Below are 19964 nucleotides of genomic sequence, written 5' to 3' on the forward strand. Positions count from 1 at the left end.
GCCTTTTTTTGGTTTCCTATAGTTATCCAACCTCTACACCAGAAACATGGCGACAATCGTCGTGACTACCAGCCCAATCAATACAGGCTTAACATTCCGTCTCGCCAGCTCAAAGGGGCTTACTCCGCAAATAGCGGCGGCCGGAATCAATGCCCACGGAATCAGCGTGCCTCCACCTACCCAAATTGCAGCTACCTGACCTAGCGCAGTTAAAGTCGCCGCATCGGAATGTGTGGCCACAGCAAACAATTTCCCAATGGACCCGGCAAGTGAAATGCCCGAGAACCCTGAACCATCTAGGCCTGTAATGGCTCCGGTTATGGTCGCGGTTACTGCACCCACAGCGCCGTTCAGAGGAACGTTATGAGCTAGAGCGACCCCTAGATCATTTACAATCCCCTGAGATGCGGCGGGCAGCACTTTGCCGAATAATTCAGCAAACGCCGAATCCCCCAGATAGAAAAAAGCGGCAATCGGTATCACAGGACCAAATACTTTGAAGCCAAACGTAAGTCCATCAATCAGATAAGAGGTTACTTGCTCCAATCCTTTATTACGATGTGCCAACAAGGTGACTACAACCAGAATGAATACCGCAGTACCACCAACTAAGGCAGTTGCGTCTCCACCCTGCAAATCGAGCAGGAACATGCCTGCTACATCGGCTAAAAACAGGATGGGAATGGCGATGGCCAGCCATTTTTTCAATGCTGGATGAATCACCGCTGGATCCTCTGCCGTATCATTCTCTGCAGATAACGCACTCCCGGCACTTTTCCCGGCAATAAGCCCGTCTCGCCAAGTTCCCTTCTTCTGATCTCTGCGCATCATCCAATACGCCGTTATCGTAGTCACCACGCCCATAACAATTACAAGCGGAACACTCGCCTCCATGACACTGGTCACTGGAAGTCCGGCCGCATCTGCTGTTAGTTTAGGTGCACCTTGAATAATGTAATCACCTGAGAGCGCAATCCCGTGGCCAAATAAATTCATTGCCATCGCCGCTCCAAGAGCCGGCAGTCCCACTCGAATGGCAACCGGCAGCAGCACAACCCCGATCAAGGCCACTGCAGGTGAAGGCCAAAAGAACCATGAGGTGACCATCATAATCAGACCGATCCCCCAAAAGGCTATGAACGGTGTGCGCAAAAAGCGGGTAAGTGGAGCAACCATGATCTCGTTAATCCCCGTGCGTGTTAATACCCGGCTCATGGCTACTATGATCGAAATAATCATGATCGTACCCATTAGCTCCTTGGTTGCATATACAAAAGAGTTGAATATACCTGTGACTGAACCACTGACGGTCTCCGTGGCTAACCACCCAAGTACAAAGATGCCCGCAATACAGATCATCGTTGTGTCCCGTCTCTTGATCAGAAGTGCCATTATAAATACGATAAATGCCAGATATACATAATGGAGCGCTGTTAACTGGATGCCCATCTCTGCACCACACCCTTCTCCTACTATCCGAGTGCTATATGGTATGCAGGGGTGTAGGCTAAAGTTCGGTAGAAATGGGCTTAAAACAGCAAAAGAAGCCATCCCGTGCGTAGAGAAAATCTACGTATGGGACGGCTTCTTAATGTTTCTTAATTAGAGACTATTATTTAGCTACAACTCCGCCATCAACCGGCAGCTCAACACCTGTAATGTAAGAAGCTTCATCAGAAGCCAAGAACAATACAGCTTCAGCTACTTCAGAAGCACGACCAACACGTGGCAGCGCAGTCTGAGACATAAAGAAGCTATGCATTTTTTCGTTATTTACAAATTCAGCACTCATTGGGGTTTCGATAAATCCTGGGTGAACAGAGTTCACACGAATGTTATCTTTACCAAAGTCTACAGCTGCTGCTTTACTTAGCATACGAACTGCACCTTTAGAAGCTGTATAAGCACCAGCACCGCTGCTGCCAGTCAAACCTGCGATGGATGAAATATTAACGATGGAACCACCTTTATTGTTCTTCATTTGAGGAACAACATGCTTCATGCCAAGGAATACGCTGCTCACGTTGATGTTCATTACTTTGTTCCATTGATCAACAGTGGATTCGAGCAATTGAACCGGGAATGAGATCCCTGCATTGTTTACCAAAATATCGATTTTCCCGAACTTGCTAATCACATCTTCTACAACCTTGATCCAGTCTTCTTCGGAAGCCACATTATGTGCATAAGCTGCTGCTTGTCCACCATTTGCTTCAATTTCCTTCACAACTGCTTGTACGGCAGCCTCGTTAATATCAGTTGCTACAACTGTAGCACCCTCTTTGGACAATAAAAGGGCTTCTTCACGGCCCATACCGCTGCCTGCACCTGTAATAATTGCTACTTTATTAGTTAGACGATTCATAATTAGGTCTCCTCTATAATCGTATTGTGATATAATATTTGAGTGATGATAGTCACACTATCACTGTGATATACATCATATCATTTTTACAAAAGAACTACAACCACTCCTTGCTTAATCCAATAAACGGTGGATATAATACTAATAATTGAAAATCCCAATCAAAAAATGGAAGGGTCTAGCCCTCATGAATCCTAAAACACGATACGAAAAAGAAAGATCCGATGGTAAGCAGCAACGATTAATTACGATCCTCGAATCCGCAGAACGAGTATTATCACAAAAAGGAATCGAAAAGTCGACGATGCAAGATGTCGCAAGCGAAGCCAATATCGGGATTGCGACGTTATTTCGCTATTTTCCCAGAAAAGAAAAACTCGTAGTGGCTGTAGCCACCCGAATGCTGGAGCCTATGCTCGATCATTTTAAATACGTAGCGGACTTGCCCCTTACTTGTCTTGAACAAATCGAGAAATTATTTGATTTCTTTATTCAGGATCAGAATCATCTAAGTATTATTTTTATGGTCAATTTCGAAAGCTACGCCTCACACTCAAGTGAGCCTGTTGAGGATGTTCTAAGTTTCAATGCACTCAACCGCAAAATTTGGCATGAATACTCCAGGATCATTCAAAATGGGGTAGAAGACGGTTCTATTCGTGCGGGTCTCCCCGTAAAAGAGACCTTAATTACGCTCATGAATAGCTTTGCCCTCTTTTCCAGAAAACTAACGATGAAAAAAAACATTCTCCTGCTGGAATCGGATCTAGACTCCGACGATCAGCTTGAGCTGCTTAAACAAATTTTTCTGGATCATTTAAAAGCCTAAAAAGCGCCAGTTTCCTTAGGAGGGGAACTTGGCGCTTTTTCTATAGTCAAACAAAAAGAGACATTTCCGAGGAAAATGCCTCTATCCAGACTCAAGTTGCGACCTGTATACTGCCTTCGTCAGCTAGTGAAATGGGCAGGTTGCGACGGGTGATTGTTGATAAAGAAAACGAGGGCTGAAATCATATTCTTTTAACGTACGATCATGCCAAATCGGTGTAGACGAAGGTGACATAGGCGGAATCAGCCAGGACCAGCGTCCTGAGACTTTACGCCCCTGCTCGTTCTCCTGTTGCTGGAATCGAACAAATTGATCTGCTGCTGTATGGTGATCCACGATGCTGACCCCTGCTTGCTTGAAGGAGTGCAGCACTGCGCGATTCAGCTCAAGAAGCGCCCGATCCTTCCAAAGCGTTGTGTTGCTGGAGCGATCCAGTCCCATCACATCAGCTATAGCTGGCAAAGTGTTGTATCGTCCAGTATCCCCCAAGTTACGCGAGCCGATTTCAGTCTCCATGTACCAACCGTTAAAAGGAGCAGCCGTGTACAGAATACCGCCAATTTCCAACTGCATGTCCGCGATAATGGGTACAGAATACCAACGAAGCTGAAGCTCAGCAAAACGTTCAATTTCAGGATGTGTTAACGGTACCTCCTGAATGAGGTGATCAGGAATAGGGAAAACGTAAGGATGCCCGTTGCCAATACTGATCACTAACGGCAACACATCATAATCGCCACCTGTTCCTTGCCAACCTAGTTGCTGGCATATTTTTGTGAATTCATCCGATGCCGGATCGCCAGCGCGTCCGTGTTCTTCATCGCCAGGGTACCCGGCATAACGAATCAATTGGTGGTTCCAGATCCGAATCTGCCGATTCGGATCTTCCCCGCTGCGGAAGACCGTGATGAGTGAACGAATACGTCCTCCGTTGTTCGCCTTTTCCAGATGTCGCAGCAACGCTTCAGCAACTTGTTCCTCAGTCTCTGCTTGGCGTTCATCGATTAACTCAATGGATTGCCAAAAAAGACGCCCAATGCAGCGGCTATTGTGGCGCCAGGCCATTCTTGCACCATGCGCTAATTCTTCCTTTGTATGTGTGTAACTGCCTGATTGGTTAATTTCCTCATGTACGGCTAGGATGCGATGATCCGTCTCGGCTTCAGACTTGTCTAGTTCAGCGTAACATTGTCGAATGAAAACTTCCGCCTGCCGGGTTAATTCTTCGATGTGCTTGCCATCCATATCCCTTATCCCCCATCTAAACCCTTGCTTAAACTCTCAATCCAGTATAACATCCCTCTTCCTATGCCACATCTTTCAGGGAACAGCGCATAAGAACAACCCGTGAAGCTTGGAGCTTCACAGGTTGCGGCAGGACCATTTAGCGCTCTGAACGTTTCCCTTGCTTATTCAATGAGGCAAGTCTGCTCTTATCCTCGGTCAACAGTTCTTCAGCCAACTCCACACCTTGAGGACCTAGCCAGTCCTGAGCTTGCTGAATCGCCTGCTCAGTATGTGCCAGGCGGTTCTCAGCCTGTGCCAAAGTCTGTTCTGTTGGATGACTAAGTGCCTGAGAGACAGAGAAATGAAGCTTGCCCAAAGAATTTTTGGCTTGAGTTACATTGTCATTCGCTTGCAGACTGGAATCGGGTTGTTTCATAAATGAAATACGCTCCCTTCTGAAATGCGCCTGTTCTCTTCTAGCATGGTTTGGGTGAAGTAATCTTATGCATTCACTATCTACTGGATAATGGATTGCATAAAGGACGTCATTTCATTACTCGCTTTATTCAGGCGCTCAATGACACCGCTGAATTCAGTGACCAATTCTGCTTGTGAGTGTGAAGAAGCAGAGATCGCTTCAATTTCTTGCTCCATTTGCTTAATGGACTTTTGAACATCACTCAGTGATTTTTCAATATTATGGGTTGCTTCTTTAGTGTTAACGGATAGTTTGCGTACTTCCGTAGCAACCACCCCAAAACCTGCCCCTTGCTCTCCTACACGCGCGGCTTCGATTGCCGCATTCAGCCCAAGCAGGTTCGTCTGCTCAGAAATCTCACGAATGAAGCCGGCAACCTTATTCACTTCTTGTGATTCCGTTACGGCTCTACGCGTATTATCTAATATTTGCTGCGAAGTAGCTGATAATTCCTGAGATTGGGCAGCTACGCTCTGCACCATCTCCATTAGATGACTGCTTATCTCATTAATCTCATCTGTGAATCCTTCAAGCTTATTCTCGTTCTCTAGTGTATAGGCAATGGCAAAAACCCCGATTACATCATCATCCGTTCCGTAGATAGGTACACATGTTGAGATTACAGGAGCTCCATAAATTTCTGCTGGGATTCGGTTAGAGCTTGCTATACCTTTCAGTCCATTTGAAAGCGACAGATCTTCAGGAGGGATAGGGTTACCCTTAACCAATCCGAGATCAATAACTTTACTTGGTGCGTAATAATGGAAGATCTCCCTGTCCGTGATTCCAATCATAATATCCTGCGAGTGAATCTTTTTGAAATAAGGTGCTGCGAGGACTAAGGCATCGATAATACTCATCTCTTCATCTCCCATATAAAAAAAATGTATATGTAGTTTTATCGTCACAATGGGTTATTAAATGAATATTGTCATAGTAGAGTAACAATCCCCACGTATGATTTGTTTATGAATACTATTAGCAGACGACAATTTCTACAGAAAAGCGCTCAAGTAACTCTAGGGCTTCTTGGGACAGCCGGTGCATCCGGCATCTATTCACATTGGATCGAACCCTACTGGCTGGAAATCAAATATGTAGACATTACACTTCCTAGACTTCCTCCAGCCTTCGATAGATTTCGTATCGTTCATTTTAGTGATTTACATCAGGGGGTATATTCCAAGCCGCAAGCTTTAACGGAGTTAGCGCAGCAAATTCAACATGTAAATCCAGATCTGATCTGTTTCACCGGCGATTTATTAGATCATTCAGCCGATTATATTTCAGAAGCCGTAGCCTTGTGCTCTCAGTTGCGGGCTCCTTTTGGACAATATGCAGTATTAGGCAATCATGATGCTTTTGGGACCAGAAAGGTTGTAACGAAAGGGCTAACACAATCGGGCTTCCACGTGCTCCATAATGAACATATCGTCTTAACCCAAGGTACGGACAAGCTCTATATTGCCGGAATAGATGATCCTTGGGTCGGAAAAGCAGACATTGCCCAAGCGCTGCTTCATATCCCGGAAGAGGCTTGCACAATTCTCCTTGCCCATGAACCTGATTTCGCCGATGACTTTTGTAAGCTGCCTATAGATCTGCAATTGTCTGGCCATAGCCACGGAGGACAAGTGCGACTCCCATTTGTAGGAGCTTTATATACCCCGCCTCACGGAAGTAAATATTCAAGCGGATTATATCAACTGCCCAACAGCCAACTTCAGGTCTATACCACTCGCGGGATAGGAGTAACTCGTATGCCTGTTCGTTTTAATTGTCGCCCCGAGCTCACCGTAATTACTTTACATTCTTAATGCTAGTGTCTTAATCGTACAAAATGGTTAAAAAGTATATACCTTTTGCATATCTATGCAACAACACTGTAACCGCCTTTGTAATCAAATCTATTTAGGACCTAGGTATAATTGTAGGAGTGATAGAGGAAAAAATATCATATTGCAACTACATAAGCCCATCCTTGGGAAGGAGAGATTAAGTTATGAATAAAAGTATGAAATGGACCTCAGCCATCTTGGCTGCTGGAGTATTGCTTGGAGGGTCGGGACTAGTAGGAGGAACTTCAGTTCAAGCCGCAACTACCGGAGGAAATACGGTAAAACAAGCCGCACAGCAACCCTCTGTAGTGCTTAAATATAAAGGCCAGACCTTATCGCAGCAAGCGAAAATAGTAAACGGCAATACCATGATCCCTTTAACTGTACTACGGGATGCTTTTGGCCTTTCCATTAACTATAATGCAAGCACTAAAACTTATAGTGTGGGCAGCGATTCCATGAAGCTGGACATGGAGGTCTCAGATTACGGTGTTAGTACAACCCTGAATGGCTATTACATTTATAGCATGACCGGCAGTCATGATGTGAAGGTCATCAACGACCGGATTTATGTTCCATTCAAACTCTTGTCTGACTATTTAGGAGTGCAAGGCGTTTATAATCCTTCATTGAAATCACTTGATCTAAGTAAAAAAGTAATGAATGACATCAAAATTACCTCTGAAACCTTAGATAAGAGTAATAAAAATGCTAGTATCAAAGTGCAATATCCAAAAATCAGCGGCTTAACAGATGAAGTACAAACTAAGATTAATGCAATCTTCAAAAAGCAAGCTGAACAATTCGTCGCAGAGAGCGAAGAGCAGGCTAGTCATAGAGATGGCACTATAGAGAATAAATATGACTTCTCTCAAACTTTTGTTGTCTCCTTTAACCGTGAAGGGGTTCTGAGCATCGTGACTGACCAATACGGCTATACTGGTGGAGCTCATGGTGGAGCCCTCCGCACAGGATTTACCTTCTCGTTGAAGGACGGCAAGCAAATAGAACTGAAGGATCTGCTGAAGGCAGAGCCAAACTACAAACAAAAGCTAGATAAAATGTTGAAGGAAAGCACCAAGGAGCTAGCTTTTCCAGATACACCTGGCGGACTAACAGAAAAACCAAACTTCTACGTTTCCGAGAGTGGCCTTGCAATCTTCTACCAACAGTATGAAATTGCCCCTTATGCGGCTGGAATTCCTACGTACACCTTTAATTTCAGTTCAATATTACCAAAGGGAACTAACCCATTCGCTGCCTTCAAATAAACTTCTATTGTAAAAAAAGAGCGTCACAGTCATTAGGACTGGGACGCTCTTTTGGTTTTACAGCTTATGCTTCCAAACTTCCCGCCGGGCCGAAGAATTCATAATGAATTCTGTCTTCAGCCACCTTCCATTCCTTAAGAGCCTTATATATTGCCTTCATAAAAGGAGTAGGTCCACAGAAATAGAATTCAGAGTTTACGTCTGTTACTTCTTGCAGCCAAGCTAGATCAATATAACCTGTTTTATGGAACGTATCTCCTTCACCTGGAGTTTCATAACATACATAGGATCGTAGGGTAGGATGGGACTGCTCCAAATCCGCCACCATTTCTTTCATAGCATGCAAGCTTCCATTGATGGCTGCATGAATGTACGTTACCTCTCGTTCTGGCTGCGAAGCAATTAACGTCTCCAGCATACTTACCATAGGGGTTAGTCCAACCCCACCGCTAATAAGAACCACTGGACGATCACTATCTTTATTTAGTACGAAATCACCCGCTGGCGAGCTCACTTCCAATATAGATCCCACTTGAACAACATCATGAAGGAAAGTAGATACGACACCAGCCGGTTTATCGGGCCCCTCACCTTCCCGTTTAACTGTGATGCGGTAATACGACTGTCCCGGCGCACTGGACAAACTATAGTGGCGAACATGGGTGTATTCCTCGTCCTCAGGCTGAACACGAACCGTGATGTATTGACCCGGCAAGTAAGAAGCTATAGCCCCTCCGTCCTCAGGAGAAAGGTAGAAGGAAGTAATAAGTTCACTTTCTTTAACCTTCTTAGTAACCACAAAGTTTCTAAATCCACTCCAACCCCCGGGAATTTCGGCAGCCTCACGATACTTCTCTGCTTCGACACCAATAAAGGCATCTGCGATCACGCCATACGCCTTTGCCCAAGCATCAATAATTTCTGGCGTCGCCGCATCGCCAAGTACTTGCCCAATGGCAGCTAACAAAGTCTCACCTACGATGGGATAATGTTCAGGTAATACTCCCAATGCCCGATGTTTCTCCGCAATCTGTTTTACCACAGGCAAGATATTTCCTAGCTGATCAATATTCATTGCCGCCGCGAGTACGGCGTTAGCAAGTGCAGTCTGCTGTTTACCTTCCCGTTGGTTGGCGTGATTAAATATATTTAGTAACTCCGGATGATTTTCAAATAACATGCGATAGAAAGTAGTTGTGATGGTCTTCCCATGAACCTGCAAGACAGGCACCGTTGATTTTATGATTTCAATTGTTTGTTGATCTAACATCTAAATACCCTCTTTCCTGCAATAAATTAATTCCTCTATAAAAAGCATATAGAAGCTTCGCATGCCATAGTGTGCGTTCAATCACACGGGAAATTGAAAAAATGTGAACGAACCAATAATTGCAATGATATCCATCACAATAACGTACCCAAAATCAAAAAAACTATCCAAGCAGCCATTATAGCTTCCGGGATAGCTTTTTATCTTATTATTTTGACAGCTCCACAAACCCTTCTCCGAATACATCTCTTACATCGTGGATGGTAATAAACGCCTCTTTATCAATGGATTTGACGATTTTCTTAAGCATAGTCACTTCCTGCTTGCTAATCACAATATACAGCAGCTCTTTAGGTGTCTTGGTATAATACCCGCGGCCATATATTACTGTGACGCCTCTATCCATAATTCCATTAACCTGTTCAGCAATTTTGTCCTGCTCTTGGGACACAATCGTAACAGCCTTCTTAGGGTTTACTCCCTCAATAATGAAGTCCATTATCTTAGTGGCTACATAAAGCATCACAATCGTAAACATCAGACTTTGTACTCCAATGATGAAATACGAAGCGAACACCACAATTAAATCGACGAGCAGCAGCGCGTAACTCACGTTCCAGTCCAAATATTTATGTAGGATTCTGGCGATGATGGTTGACCCTGCAGTCGTTCCACCCACTCGTATAATCAGCCCGATCCCCACACCTGAGAAGATACCCCCGAATATTGCATTAATTATCAACTCATCGCTGCCAATATTCCAATTTTTCGTAAGAATCAGGAATAATGAATTGAAAAACACCGCAATAATCGTGTATACCGTCGTAGTTTTGTCTAGAAATTTGTACCCCACAATTAATAATAAAGCATTAAGAATCAAGCTAACAATACCGGGTGACCACTGATACAAATAGTAAGTAATCATAGTCAGTCCCGTGACCCCGCCTTCACCGAACTCGTTTGGAATTACAAACAAATTAACGGCCAAGGAGAATAACAAAGCTCCTACAATGATGGAAACAATATCCGAAATACGCTTTTTCATACGATGCCCCTTCTACCCTAGATCTATATCCACAAATACTAACACCGCTTTGATATAGATGCAATCCATCCGAAAGAAGTCAACAGTCTATAGATACAGTAACCAACCACCCCACCGCTAGTGTTCAAAATAAGATCATCCACATCAAAGGTACCGATATACAATACTAATTGCGTGAATTCAAAACAGAAGCTCAGCGCCAGTGAGAGAAAGAAGACTCTTTGAAACAGCCTTACTTTTTGCGATAACAGCATAGGCACCAAGATCCCAAATGGAATAAAAGCCAACAGATTCCCTACTAAATTAATAGATGAAAAAGGATCTGAAAGTGACAGATTGTCCATCCCCCGTGAGATCTCCTTAAAAGGGATATAGTTGCCACGCCGATTAAAAATCCTGTCTGGATGTTCAAACATACGTCCCGCTTGATCCAAAAGCGATAATAAGTTAACCGGTGCACCTTTAAATAAAATAATTCGGATTAAAAAATACATATAGACGATAAATATCGCTGCCAGCAAAAGGTTTATAGCAGACTTTTTTTTCGGCTCTTTAGTCATTAATATGTAGTAACAATTATGCCATCCATGTTATCGCCTGAAGTCATATATTGCCCTTCCTGTGGAATTTTGATCGTAGTGTATTTGGATACCGGAAAATAACTTACTGTATAAGCTTTACCGTCTACTGTTGTCGAAATCTCTTTGTTCTCCTTCAAGAAATCCAAATATTGCTCTAACACAAGCCCTTTCTCATGAATAATGGCGCTGTGCGGCAACCCTACATAACGGAAATGCCAGGGTTCATATTTTATCCCCGTAATCTCGGTTTTGTCTTTCGGATAGCGGAGAATAAAGCCGTATTTCCAAGCATTTTTTTGCAGCCATTTTCCTTCAGGCGCTTTACTCATTTCTGCTTGGGACGACCCGATATCCAGAGATAATCCTAAATTATGTTCACTGTATTGCGCCGGTAAAGCATAGTCCGAGCCTTTTTCCTGATATAATTTTTCTTGCTCTTCAAAGTCCCTGTACCCGCTGCTAATTAAAAAATGATTCACACCCTCTTTTTCGGCAGCTTTGACCATCTTATTGAATTTATGCGCTACACTTTCAGACAAACGAATCGAGGTATCCAGCAGTCCATAACCCTGCACCAGATCCGCCTGCTCATATAAGGTCACGATATCAGGTTTCACACTATCCTCATGTACCGGGTATTGTCTATTCACCAGCAACAAATCCCCTTGATACACCTGATCTTGTGTTACCACCTCTAAACTATTGTTATTTGTAATAGATCCTCTGCGGATCTTATCATCGTATCCTAAATTGCCCGTATTCGGTAAATAACGAGCCGCTGCATACCCAAGCAACAATACAACCAACGCCAAAAAGCCCCACTTCTTCATCAGCAATGTCCTCCCATTTCCTTGATAGGAATAGAATAACGAAGACACTTTAAAGAAAAGGCGGGACAAATATAAAGTTTTTCTTAAAATATATAAACTTCACTGGCTTTACCCATTAAAAGTATATCCAACGCCCCAGATCGTCTTAATGAATTTATTCTTATTGATGTCTTCGCCCAGCTTTTTGCGCAAGGTACGGATATGCACCATGACCGTGTTCCCACTCTCATAATAAGCATCGCCCCACACCTGTTGAAAAATGCTCTCCGCACTAAACACCTGCTTGGGATGGCTAACCAATAAATGCAAAATATCAAACTCTTTTGGAGTTAACTCTATGACCTCACCATAAAGAGTAACCGTATGCTCATCCGGTGAAATCATCAATCCCCGAACCTCTAGCACCGATTTAGTTATGGCTGCGGGCTGACTGAATTGTATGGAACGCCGCAACTGGGAATTAACCCGGGCGACCAGCTCCATTGGATTAAACGGTTTGGTCATATAATCATCTGCGCCCATAACCAGTCCGGTGATTTTATCAAGATCGGAAGTTTTAGCACTCAGAAAAATAATCGGCAGATGATGATGCTCCCGAATATGGCGGGTTACCTCGTAACCATCCAGCCCCGGCATCATAATATCCAGAATCGCCAAATCTATCGTTTGCGACTCAATGGCTTGTACCGCTGCCCTTCCATCGGACACTTTGAGGATATGATACCCCTCTTTTTGCAAATGCAAGGCCACCAAGTCGGCAATTTCCGCCTCATCATCCGCAATTAAAATGGTGATGCGCTTCATCTATTTTTCACTCCTATAGGTTGTGCTGTACACTCTTCATCCATTATACCCTAAACTCAAAAACCACTCCTAGAAAGAAGTGGTTTCCAATTAAATCTATGATTTATATAGTTTATTTACTTTTATTATAGCTGTCTAACAATAGCTCTAATGAAATACCATTTACTGTGACGCCTGAAAGATTGCAGTCTCTTATATCCACATTCGAAAGATCACAATCTACAAAGGATGTCCCGTTCAGCTGGCATCGCTCAAACTTATTGCCTTTGCCGTACAAATGAATATCGTGGAAATAAGCCTCTCCTAGTTCACTGTTACTAACCTCTATTTCCCACAGCCCCACTTCATTAAACTTAACAGAATGCATATTGATGTCATTAAAGGTGGTACTGCTCATATTAATATTATCGAATCCGGTCCCCTCCATATTTACATTGGAGAAGTTTGTCTTATGCATATCAATATCATCAAATTCACTCTGGCCCATAGCCACACGGCGAAAATTCGTTTCAGTCATTCTTTCATCCTGAAAGACTCTCTTCTTAAATTCGTCCTGTAATTTGTTTTCACTAAGATTATTATTCACTGTACTCAACATCTCCCTTTTTAAGATCGCTCTTGATCTACGGAGTCTACTCTCAACAGCTTCGCTGGATAAATCAAGGAAATCGGCGATTTCCCTAACCTTGTAATTGTCGATATAGTAGAGAATTGTGACTATACGGTTAGCTTCTGATAGGGTGTTTAAGGCTTTCCACACATCTTGCTGGAGTTCTTTTCTGAGCAGCTGATCTTCGGTAGATTCTAGCTGCGGAACCTCCATTTTTTGCATGAATTCGTAAGCAGTTTTCTTTTTATTTGACCTAAACCAATCCATGCATTCCCGTGCAGTAACCGCATATAACCAACTGGCGAGTTTCTCAGGCTCCTTCAAGTTGGGTAATTTGCGATAGGTTTTAACAAAAACCTCTTGGGCAATGTCTTGTGCGGTATGAAAATCACCCAATTTACCATAAGCAACCCCGTATACTGCATTGGAATATTTGCCGATAAGTACACTGAATGCATCCATGTCACCTTTACACACCTTATCTACCAGTTCTGCGTCCGTACAAGTCACTATTTTCCTCCTTAACATCAAGCTCATAACATAGACGGAAAAGAGACTCAAAAACCGTCTTTATGCCTGCAAATAAATTTTAATGGAGAGGGGATTTCAACTTTTCTACTATGGTCTTAGCCAATCTGCTTCATCCCCCAAATGTATTCGGATGCTTATTCACCGTGATAATTATAGCCTAATTATTACCTAGCTAAAACAATCTGCGAGCCGTCACCAAACGTTTCTTCCACTTGTCACTTAAGGCTTCATAATGAACGCCAAGCTCCTTGGAGTACGTATGTAGGATCTGATTATTTCCCGCGTAAATCGCCACATGTCCAATATCAAGTCCACGTGCACTGAAGAATAACAGATCCCCCTTGCGCAGCTCGTTAATTCCAACCTCTTTGCCCTCTTTGGCCTGATTGTAAGAGACACGTGGCAGGTCAATTGCCAACATATCCTTAAATACATGTCCTACAAAAGAAGAACAGTCAAAGGTTGACGTCTGGTCAGTAGCAGCGCCAAATTCATAAGGCGTTCCCAGATATTTTTCTCCGTAAGCAAGCAGCTCGTTTCCCTGCCGCTCTACAAGAGCAGCACTCGTATAATTGCTATATTTGGGTTTAGCAGAGATATATCCACTCTTGTTATCCTGCGTTCGCACTTCTAACCATAAAGCATCTACTTCTCTAACCACATGTACCTTATCTCCTGCCGACAACATTTGCTGAACCGTTGATTGGGCTGACGAGTCTGGCAAACTTCGCAGATTAACACCATATAGAATTGTCGTATCGTAATCCACTGCCGAGTAGATACGAACAGCACGAGTAGCAGTATCCCACTTCACAGTGCTGCCCAAAGCTTCGCTGACAAAACGCAGTGGCATCATCGTATAACCGCCGGCAATCTGGCCGGGAACGGCTACACTTAAGGAATGGCCATTTTTATTCGCTGCTTGATCGCCAATATGATAGGTCAGCACCAGGTCTCCCTTGGTTGCCTTAACGGTCTTGGTATCATTATTCCAAGTAATCTTTGCCCCTTGAGCTTCAAATAACTTGCGCATAGGGACTAGTACTGTATCGTTTACGAGCAAGGGCTGAGCCTCTAATTGTAGCTGTTGATCATCCAGATAGACGGCTGTAACCGGAGTCTGAGGCGTTGTCCCCGCATAGGCCGGAGCAGTATAGAGCATAGATGTAAGTAGTAAAAGTAACATAGCTTTCTTTTGAAACTTCATGATGTCATCACCTCGTTGATTGATATGTGCACCTATTGTTACTAAAAAAAGGGTAATTAGTTTTGTTACAAATATTGGGGTGAGCATCTAGCTACAGCATAAGCACCTAAAAAAAGAGGACTGCGATCACCTTTCGGTACCACAGTCCTCTTTTTAAGTATGCCCTCATGGAGCCCGCTAGACAGGTTCCTCTACCTCAAAAATGGAATCAATAATGAGCGGAAGATTGTCCCTTACAGAAACAGCACCCAATACAGAACGAGCATGAAGACCCTTGTCTCCGAACACCTCCAGCATTAAATCTGAACAACCGTTAAGCACTTTATGATGTTCTTCAAAGAGGGGATCTGCATTAACGAAGCCTTGAACTTTGACTACTCTTTTCACTTTATCCAAAGAACCTAAAGCTGTCTTAAGGACGGCAAGGATCTCTATACCCGTTAAACGTGCAAAATGGTAGCCTTCTTCGGTAGTGTAGTCTTGTCCCAGCTTTCCTTTGGGATGGCCCGCCGGTCCTTTTCCCGATACAAAACATAAGCCATTAACAATTACGTAGTTAGCGTATTTTGCCGCGGGTTCACTAGCCTCAGGCAGGACAATTCCTAATGCTTCAAGTCTGCTCGCTATAGTGTGCTCTGTCATATCCATCTCCCCCTCCATTATCAACAGCATCAATAATTTAGTAAGATCATAGTTACTACTTAGCTTCAACCTCTGCTTCCCATCTCGATATTTCAGCGCGAACAATTGGTGCTACTTGGGTACCCAATAGCTCAATGGCTCTCATTACATCCTTATGAGGCATCGTGCCAAGCGGCACATGCAGCATAAAACGTGTGATGCCTACTTGCTTGCGCAGGTGAATGATTTTCTCAGCAACGGTCTCCGGGTCACCTACATACAAAGCGCCTTCAAATCTACGTGCCGCATCATAGCTTGCACGAGTGTATTGACCCCATCCGCGTTCCCGGCCAATTACATTCATACTAGCTTGCGTAGAAGGAAAGAACATATCGGCAGCCTGCTGATTGTCCTCTGCAATAAAGCCGTGTGAGTGTGAAGCAACGGGCAGCTTCGACACATCATGTCCCGCTTGTGCTGCAGCCTTCTTATAGAGCTTCACTAGCGGAGCAAACTGTAGCGGACTGCCACCAATGATAGCCAACACAAGCGGTAATCCTAGTAACCCCGCACGAATTACAGATTCTGTATTTCCCCCGCTGCCAATCCATACTGGCAAAGGATTCTGCACGGGACGCGGATAAATCCCCAGATTATTAATGGCAGGACGGTGCGCACCGCTCCATGTTATTTTTTCGGATTCCCGTATTTTGAGCAGCAAGTCCAGCTTCTCATCGAACAGCTCATCATAATGATTCAAATCATACCCAAACAGCGGGAACGACTCGATAAAAGAACCCCGGCCTGCCATGATCTCTGCGCGTCCATTTGAGATTCCATCAAGAGTAGCGAAATCCTGAAACACACGTACTGGGTCATCAGAGGAAAGTACTGTAACCGCACTGGTTAGCCGAATCCGTGTCGTCTGTGAGGCCGCCGCAGCCAGCAAAACTGCTGGAGAAGAAGCCGCATAATCTTTACGATGATGTTCGCCCACCCCAAATATATCTAAACCCACCTGATCTGCAAGCACAATCTCCTCTACGACCTCGCGCAAACGCTGCGCATGACTTATCACTTCACCTGTCTGGACATCCGGTGTTGTTTCTACGAACGTGCTTATTCCTATTTCCACTTACAAATCCCCCTTAACTATAATTTCCTCTTTAAATTGTTTGTTTGATTATAACACAAGTTAAGGTTAAAAAAGCTAATCATTCTGTCCAACCCCAGTTTGTCGAGAAACTCATCCTTAAAATTTGCAAAACCACGCTTACAAATAGAGGATTTTGAAGGAATATGTTGAAACACTCTTAAACAAATAGCCGTTCTCGTAGAACAAATGATCATATGGCAAACCATTAAAATTCAAGGTAACATGAAAGAACTGTTAACCGGGTGGGAGAAGGTGTCACTGAAATGAATATCATGACATGGATTGATTTATTATTATTTTTTGTTTTGTTCGCTTTGTTCATCTACATATTTGCGTCTGTAACCATCACTAACCTACATAAAGCATACTTAGTATTTCATTTTACTATGATGTTATGGCCCTTCTGTCAATTTGCTATCAAAACTACCGACGATCCCAAGTTTCAATTGTTTTATGTAAAGCTCGCTTTTATCGACTCGGTTCTGTTAACGATTGGCTGGCTTCTGTTCACGGTACTACTCACCGGGAATTCACATCTCCTTCGAAAAAAGAACACATTGATCCTATACATTCTCGCAGCATTGATCATAGTAGTAGTGATCGCTAATCCAAACGGAAATTTTGTTCTCCCTATGAACGGCGGATATATCGAAAGATATTATGGTCCGATTTTTTGGCTGCTTATTATCTTCTTAACCACCAGCGTAATGATTTCTCTGTATATCATCTATTCAGCCCTAGTCTCAAACACTACACAGCGGATCAAAAAACAGGTTGCTCATGTGCTCAAAGGGGTGCTGGTGCTAACGGTATTTATATTATTGGATGTTTTTCTTAATGTGGTGTTGCTTAAATCTGATCCAGTTATTCCGGGGCTGACCTCTCTGGGGATCTTAATCTCGGCAATTTTTTTCGTAATTGCTATTCATCGGGATAAAATATTTGATCTCGTAACCATCGCCCATCAGGATATCATTGACACCATTACAGAAGGAATTCTTGTACTGGATGATAGTGAGACTGTAGTAGAAATCAATCGCTCGCTTTTCCCAAGAATCAATCTACTAACCGGTGCTCGCTTTGACGTGTCGACCATCGCACCCATGGAGCAAACTTCCGGAGCTTTCGATTTATTCCTTCATACATACTTGAACCAGCCCATGGAGAGAACCGAGGTTGAACTATTCTACAACTCACTCAATGCATACATTAACATTACTGCCGCGCCGATTGTGGTAGGTGGAATCAGGGTTGGACGCATTCTTACTTTTCAGGACAGAAGCGAGCTGCATCGCCTCATAGCCGAGACCAATCACCAGAACGAGACCCTGCAAGAGCGTAATGCTGCATTAACTGAAATCCAGAATGAACTATCGCAAACCAACCAAAAACTTAAGCAGATGGCCATAACGGACAGCTTAACCGGTTGTTATAATCGTCATTACTTAACGTTACACTTAGAGCATGAGATCATAGAAAATATGAAACTCAAGCAGCCTTTTGCTATCATTCTTCTGGATATCGACTTTTTCAAAACAGTGAATGACAATTACGGCCATTTGATTGGCGATGTAGTTATTTGCAGCACGGTAGAGGTAATTAAAAAAACGCTGAGGGAGACAGATATTCTGGCGCGTTATGGCGGAGAAGAATTTATCATTTATTTGCCAAATACAGATCAAACACAAGCAAACCACTTGGCAAAGCATATCAAATCTATAATAGAAGCTAATAAAGTACATGTAGAGGATGTTGCTCATGCCCTATCAATTACTGTTAGTATGGGACTGCTGTCCATTAGTAATTTTGCAGCTCAATATACAGAAAGCCTGACCAATCAACTAAATGATTTATTCGAATCTGTGGACAAAGCCTTATATCAAGCAAAAAATGCCGGACGAAATCAGATTGTTGAGATTAATAGATAACACTCCTTTGAGCAAATGACCATATCAAAAAGAAAGAATCCGCCTACTTCTGTTGAAGTTAAGCTGATTCTTATTTTTTAGATCTTTTTAACAAACTCGGACTTTAATTTCATAGCTCCAAAACCATCGATTTTGCAATCAATATCATGATCTCCGTCCACTAAACGGATGTTTTTCACCTTTGTTCCTATCTTCAGAACGGATGAGCTTCCTTTTACTTTAAGGTCTTTAATAATAGTTATAGCATCTCCATCATTTAAAATATTACCGTTGGCATCTCTGACAACCTTGTTCTCTTCACTGCTTTCAGCCTCTGTGTCGAGGCTCCACTCATGCGCACATTCCGGGCAGACGAGCAAACTACCATCTTCATAAGTGTATTCTGAATTACATTTCGGGCAATTTGGCAAAGTAGACATCAAAGTGTCCTCCATTCGTTAATGTAAATCTAGTTGTGGTTCCAGTGCATAGCCTCAAAAGTATATTTCATATTTGGTAAGGTTTCCACTAGATATCAGCAGTAAGTTTGTCTAGTTTTCGACAGCGGACAGTAATTCTCAAATATTGTCTTGTATATTTTTTCCTAATTCAATAAGATGGAAATGTCGAATTTTTATGTAAATACATAGGAGAGTGAGTAATGATTAGTCGCAGAAGTGTTGCATTCGCCATTATTTTGTCATTAATTACATGTGGGCTCTATACAATATATTGGTTTATTGTTTTAACCAATGAGGTAGGCGAACTGAGTGGGGACTATACATTTACAGGAGGAAAACATTTTCTTTTAACGTTGGTTACGTGTGGGATCTGGAGCTTCATTTGGGCCTATCAGGTAGGTAAACATATTGCTGAAGCTCAAAGACAGCGCGGCCAGTACCCGTCTGATAATTCAGTGCTTTATGTGATCCTGACACTCTTTGGTCTGGGTATTGTCACGTATGCCTTGGTACAATCCGATGTTAATAAACTGGTATAAGTTTACGACTTATAAAAGGACACATCCTAAACTATTTTGGGGTGTGTCCTTAAGTCTCGTCGGCGTAGTTTATCTCAAAGCATGGATACCCTTAACCAAGATTAGTATCCCTTGTCCATTTCATGAATGGACTGGATTGTATTGTCCCGGATGTGGAGTCACAAGAGTTATTCTTTCCTTGCTGAAGTTCGACGTTATTCAAGCGTTTAGATTTAACCCGTTGCTGTTTATTTTAGCACCTCTGTATATGTTGTATTGGATTACTAATAAGAAGCAAATCCGGCCTCTTAGCCAGGCAATGATGGCTATAATGTTGATTCTGACCGTTACATTTGGAATACTGAGGAATCTCCCGCTGTTTGAATATTTGGCCCCGACAGTAATTCGTTAACAG

The 19964-nt window shown here is 43.0% G+C and carries 21 protein-coding genes; 6 read left to right on the top strand and 15 right to left on the bottom strand.

Features of this window, described 5'->3' with window-relative positions; genetic code table 11:
- Positions 1-33: 33 nt before the first annotated feature.
- Positions 34-1449, bottom strand: a complete 1416-nt coding sequence (locus MKZ16_RS31520) for a hypothetical protein (RefSeq protein ID WP_076105091.1) — start codon at positions 1447-1449, stop codon at positions 34-36.
- 163 nt (positions 1450-1612) lie between these two features.
- Entirely contained in the window at positions 1613-2365 is a 753-nt protein-coding gene (locus MKZ16_RS31525) for an SDR family NAD(P)-dependent oxidoreductase (protein ID WP_038573803.1), read from the bottom strand.
- Between the two features lie 187 nt (positions 2366-2552).
- On the opposite strand from MKZ16_RS31525, the gene MKZ16_RS31530 reads away from it, so the two are divergent.
- Positions 2553-3194, top strand: coding sequence for a helix-turn-helix domain-containing protein (locus tag MKZ16_RS31530; protein ID WP_076105092.1), 642 nt, complete (start codon positions 2553-2555; stop codon positions 3192-3194).
- 123 nt (positions 3195-3317) lie between these two features.
- Here MKZ16_RS31530 and MKZ16_RS31535 read toward each other — a convergent pair whose 3' ends face one another.
- The 3 genes from MKZ16_RS31535 to MKZ16_RS31545 all read right to left on the bottom strand — a co-directional run bounded on the left by MKZ16_RS31535 (position 3318) and on the right by MKZ16_RS31545 (position 5759).
- Positions 3318-4439: a nitric oxide synthase oxygenase gene (locus MKZ16_RS31535; protein ID WP_076105093.1), complete on the bottom strand. Its 1122-nt coding sequence runs from the start codon at positions 4437-4439 to the stop codon at positions 3318-3320.
- Between the two features lie 139 nt (positions 4440-4578).
- Complete coding sequence (locus MKZ16_RS31540) at positions 4579-4857, bottom strand: hypothetical protein (RefSeq protein WP_038573810.1); 279 nt, start codon at positions 4855-4857, stop codon at positions 4579-4581.
- An 80-nt stretch (positions 4858-4937) separates the two neighbouring features.
- Positions 4938-5759, bottom strand: a complete 822-nt coding sequence (locus tag MKZ16_RS31545) for a methyl-accepting chemotaxis protein (RefSeq protein ID WP_036682244.1) — start codon at positions 5757-5759, stop codon at positions 4938-4940.
- Positions 5760-5867: 108 nt separating this feature from the next.
- On the opposite strand from MKZ16_RS31545, the gene MKZ16_RS31550 reads away from it, so the two are divergent.
- Positions 5868-6716, top strand: a complete 849-nt coding sequence (locus tag MKZ16_RS31550; protein WP_036682246.1) for a metallophosphoesterase — start codon at positions 5868-5870, stop codon at positions 6714-6716.
- 185 nt (positions 6717-6901) lie between these two features.
- Positions 6902-8008, top strand: a complete 1107-nt coding sequence (locus MKZ16_RS31555) for a DUF4163 domain-containing protein (RefSeq protein ID WP_076105094.1) — start codon at positions 6902-6904, stop codon at positions 8006-8008.
- A 64-nt stretch (positions 8009-8072) separates the two neighbouring features.
- Here the strand turns inward: MKZ16_RS31555 and hmpA are convergent, their stop codons facing one another.
- From hmpA to MKZ16_RS31600, 9 genes are all read right to left on the bottom strand, one after another.
- On the bottom strand, positions 8073-9278 hold the full coding sequence (gene hmpA / locus MKZ16_RS31560) for an NO-inducible flavohemoprotein (RefSeq protein WP_076105095.1): 1206 nt from the start codon (positions 9276-9278) through the stop codon (positions 8073-8075).
- Positions 9279-9486: 208 nt separating this feature from the next.
- Positions 9487-10323 carry a YitT family protein gene (locus MKZ16_RS31565; protein ID WP_036682251.1) on the bottom strand — a complete coding sequence of 279 codons (837 nt, stop codon included), beginning with the start codon at positions 10321-10323 and terminating at the stop codon, positions 9487-9489.
- Between the two features lie 38 nt (positions 10324-10361).
- Positions 10362-10883 (bottom strand): VanZ family protein, encoded by a 522-nt coding sequence (locus tag MKZ16_RS31570; protein ID WP_051491230.1) that lies wholly within the window; start codon positions 10881-10883, stop codon positions 10362-10364.
- The gene (locus MKZ16_RS31575; protein WP_076105096.1) at positions 10883-11734 is read right to left on the bottom strand and encodes a M15 family metallopeptidase; all 852 of its coding nucleotides are present in this window, start codon (positions 11732-11734) and stop codon (positions 10883-10885) included. The genes MKZ16_RS31570 and MKZ16_RS31575 overlap by 1 nt, the downstream gene beginning before the upstream one ends.
- 108 nt (positions 11735-11842) lie before the next feature.
- The gene (locus MKZ16_RS31580; protein WP_036682255.1) at positions 11843-12538 is read right to left on the bottom strand and encodes a response regulator transcription factor; all 696 of its coding nucleotides are present in this window, start codon (positions 12536-12538) and stop codon (positions 11843-11845) included.
- Positions 12539-12650: 112 nt separating this feature from the next.
- A complete protein-coding gene (locus tag MKZ16_RS31585) occupies positions 12651-13658 on the bottom strand; it encodes a sigma-70 family RNA polymerase sigma factor (protein WP_076105097.1) in 1008 nt (335 codons plus the stop codon).
- Positions 13659-13851: 193 nt separating this feature from the next.
- Entirely contained in the window at positions 13852-14886 is a 1035-nt protein-coding gene (locus MKZ16_RS31590) for a stalk domain-containing protein (RefSeq protein WP_036682258.1), read from the bottom strand.
- Positions 14887-15063: 177 nt separating this feature from the next.
- Positions 15064-15528, bottom strand: coding sequence for a RidA family protein (locus MKZ16_RS31595; RefSeq protein WP_036682469.1), 465 nt, complete (start codon positions 15526-15528; stop codon positions 15064-15066).
- Between the two features lie 55 nt (positions 15529-15583).
- Positions 15584-16642: an LLM class flavin-dependent oxidoreductase gene (locus MKZ16_RS31600; protein ID WP_036682260.1), complete on the bottom strand. Its 1059-nt coding sequence runs from the start codon at positions 16640-16642 to the stop codon at positions 15584-15586.
- Positions 16643-16926: 284 nt separating this feature from the next.
- On the opposite strand from MKZ16_RS31600, the gene MKZ16_RS31605 reads away from it, so the two are divergent.
- A complete protein-coding gene (locus tag MKZ16_RS31605) occupies positions 16927-18591 on the top strand; it encodes a diguanylate cyclase (protein WP_076105098.1) in 1665 nt (554 codons plus the stop codon).
- 77 nt (positions 18592-18668) lie between these two features.
- Here the strand turns inward: MKZ16_RS31605 and MKZ16_RS31610 are convergent, their stop codons facing one another.
- Positions 18669-19010 carry a zinc ribbon domain-containing protein YjdM gene (locus MKZ16_RS31610; protein WP_036682263.1) on the bottom strand — a complete coding sequence of 114 codons (342 nt, stop codon included), beginning with the start codon at positions 19008-19010 and terminating at the stop codon, positions 18669-18671.
- Positions 19011-19231: 221 nt separating this feature from the next.
- Between MKZ16_RS31610 and MKZ16_RS31615 the strand changes: the two genes are divergently transcribed.
- Entirely contained in the window at positions 19232-19570 is a 339-nt protein-coding gene (locus MKZ16_RS31615) for a DUF4234 domain-containing protein (protein ID WP_051491231.1), read from the top strand.
- A complete protein-coding gene (locus tag MKZ16_RS31620; protein ID WP_076105099.1) occupies positions 19551-19961 on the top strand; it encodes a DUF2752 domain-containing protein in 411 nt (136 codons plus the stop codon). Before MKZ16_RS31615 ends, MKZ16_RS31620 begins: the two co-directional genes overlap by 20 nt.
- Positions 19962-19964: the final 3 nt, after the last annotated feature.

Source organism: Paenibacillus sp. FSL R5-0928 (assembly GCF_037970385.1).
Classification (GTDB): domain Bacteria; phylum Bacillota; class Bacilli; order Paenibacillales; family Paenibacillaceae; genus Paenibacillus_AQ; species Paenibacillus_AQ odorifer.

Coding starts and splice junctions, on each gene's coding strand:
- MKZ16_RS31575 (WP_076105096.1), bottom strand. CDS start 11,734: ATGAAGAAGTGGGGCTTTTTGGCGTTGGTTGTATTGTTGCTTGGGTAT.
- hmpA (WP_076105095.1), bottom strand. CDS start 9,278: ATGTTAGATCAACAAACAATTGAAATCATAAAATCAACGGTGCCTGTC.
- MKZ16_RS31595 (WP_036682469.1), bottom strand. CDS start 15,528: ATGACAGAGCACACTATAGCGAGCAGACTTGAAGCATTAGGAATTGTC.
- MKZ16_RS31580 (WP_036682255.1), bottom strand. CDS start 12,538: ATGAAGCGCATCACCATTTTAATTGCGGATGATGAGGCGGAAATTGCC.
- MKZ16_RS31535 (WP_076105093.1), bottom strand. CDS start 4,439: ATGGATGGCAAGCACATCGAAGAATTAACCCGGCAGGCGGAAGTTTTC.
- MKZ16_RS31555 (WP_076105094.1), top strand. CDS start 6,902: ATGAATAAAAGTATGAAATGGACCTCAGCCATCTTGGCTGCTGGAGTA.
- MKZ16_RS31550 (WP_036682246.1), top strand. CDS start 5,868: ATGAATACTATTAGCAGACGACAATTTCTACAGAAAAGCGCTCAAGTA.
- MKZ16_RS31545 (WP_036682244.1), bottom strand. CDS start 5,759: ATGAGTATTATCGATGCCTTAGTCCTCGCAGCACCTTATTTCAAAAAG.
- MKZ16_RS31620 (WP_076105099.1), top strand. CDS start 19,551: ATGTTAATAAACTGGTATAAGTTTACGACTTATAAAAGGACACATCCT.
- MKZ16_RS31605 (WP_076105098.1), top strand. CDS start 16,927: ATGAATATCATGACATGGATTGATTTATTATTATTTTTTGTTTTGTTC.
- MKZ16_RS31525 (WP_038573803.1), bottom strand. CDS start 2,365: ATGAATCGTCTAACTAATAAAGTAGCAATTATTACAGGTGCAGGCAGC.
- MKZ16_RS31615 (WP_051491231.1), top strand. CDS start 19,232: ATGATTAGTCGCAGAAGTGTTGCATTCGCCATTATTTTGTCATTAATT.
- MKZ16_RS31520 (WP_076105091.1), bottom strand. CDS start 1,449: ATGGGCATCCAGTTAACAGCGCTCCATTATGTATATCTGGCATTTATC.
- MKZ16_RS31590 (WP_036682258.1), bottom strand. CDS start 14,886: ATGAAGTTTCAAAAGAAAGCTATGTTACTTTTACTACTTACATCTATG.
- MKZ16_RS31565 (WP_036682251.1), bottom strand. CDS start 10,323: ATGAAAAAGCGTATTTCGGATATTGTTTCCATCATTGTAGGAGCTTTG.
- MKZ16_RS31610 (WP_036682263.1), bottom strand. CDS start 19,010: ATGTCTACTTTGCCAAATTGCCCGAAATGTAATTCAGAATACACTTAT.
- MKZ16_RS31570 (WP_051491230.1), bottom strand. CDS start 10,883: ATGACTAAAGAGCCGAAAAAAAAGTCTGCTATAAACCTTTTGCTGGCA.
- MKZ16_RS31530 (WP_076105092.1), top strand. CDS start 2,553: ATGAATCCTAAAACACGATACGAAAAAGAAAGATCCGATGGTAAGCAG.
- MKZ16_RS31540 (WP_038573810.1), bottom strand. CDS start 4,857: ATGAAACAACCCGATTCCAGTCTGCAAGCGAATGACAATGTAACTCAA.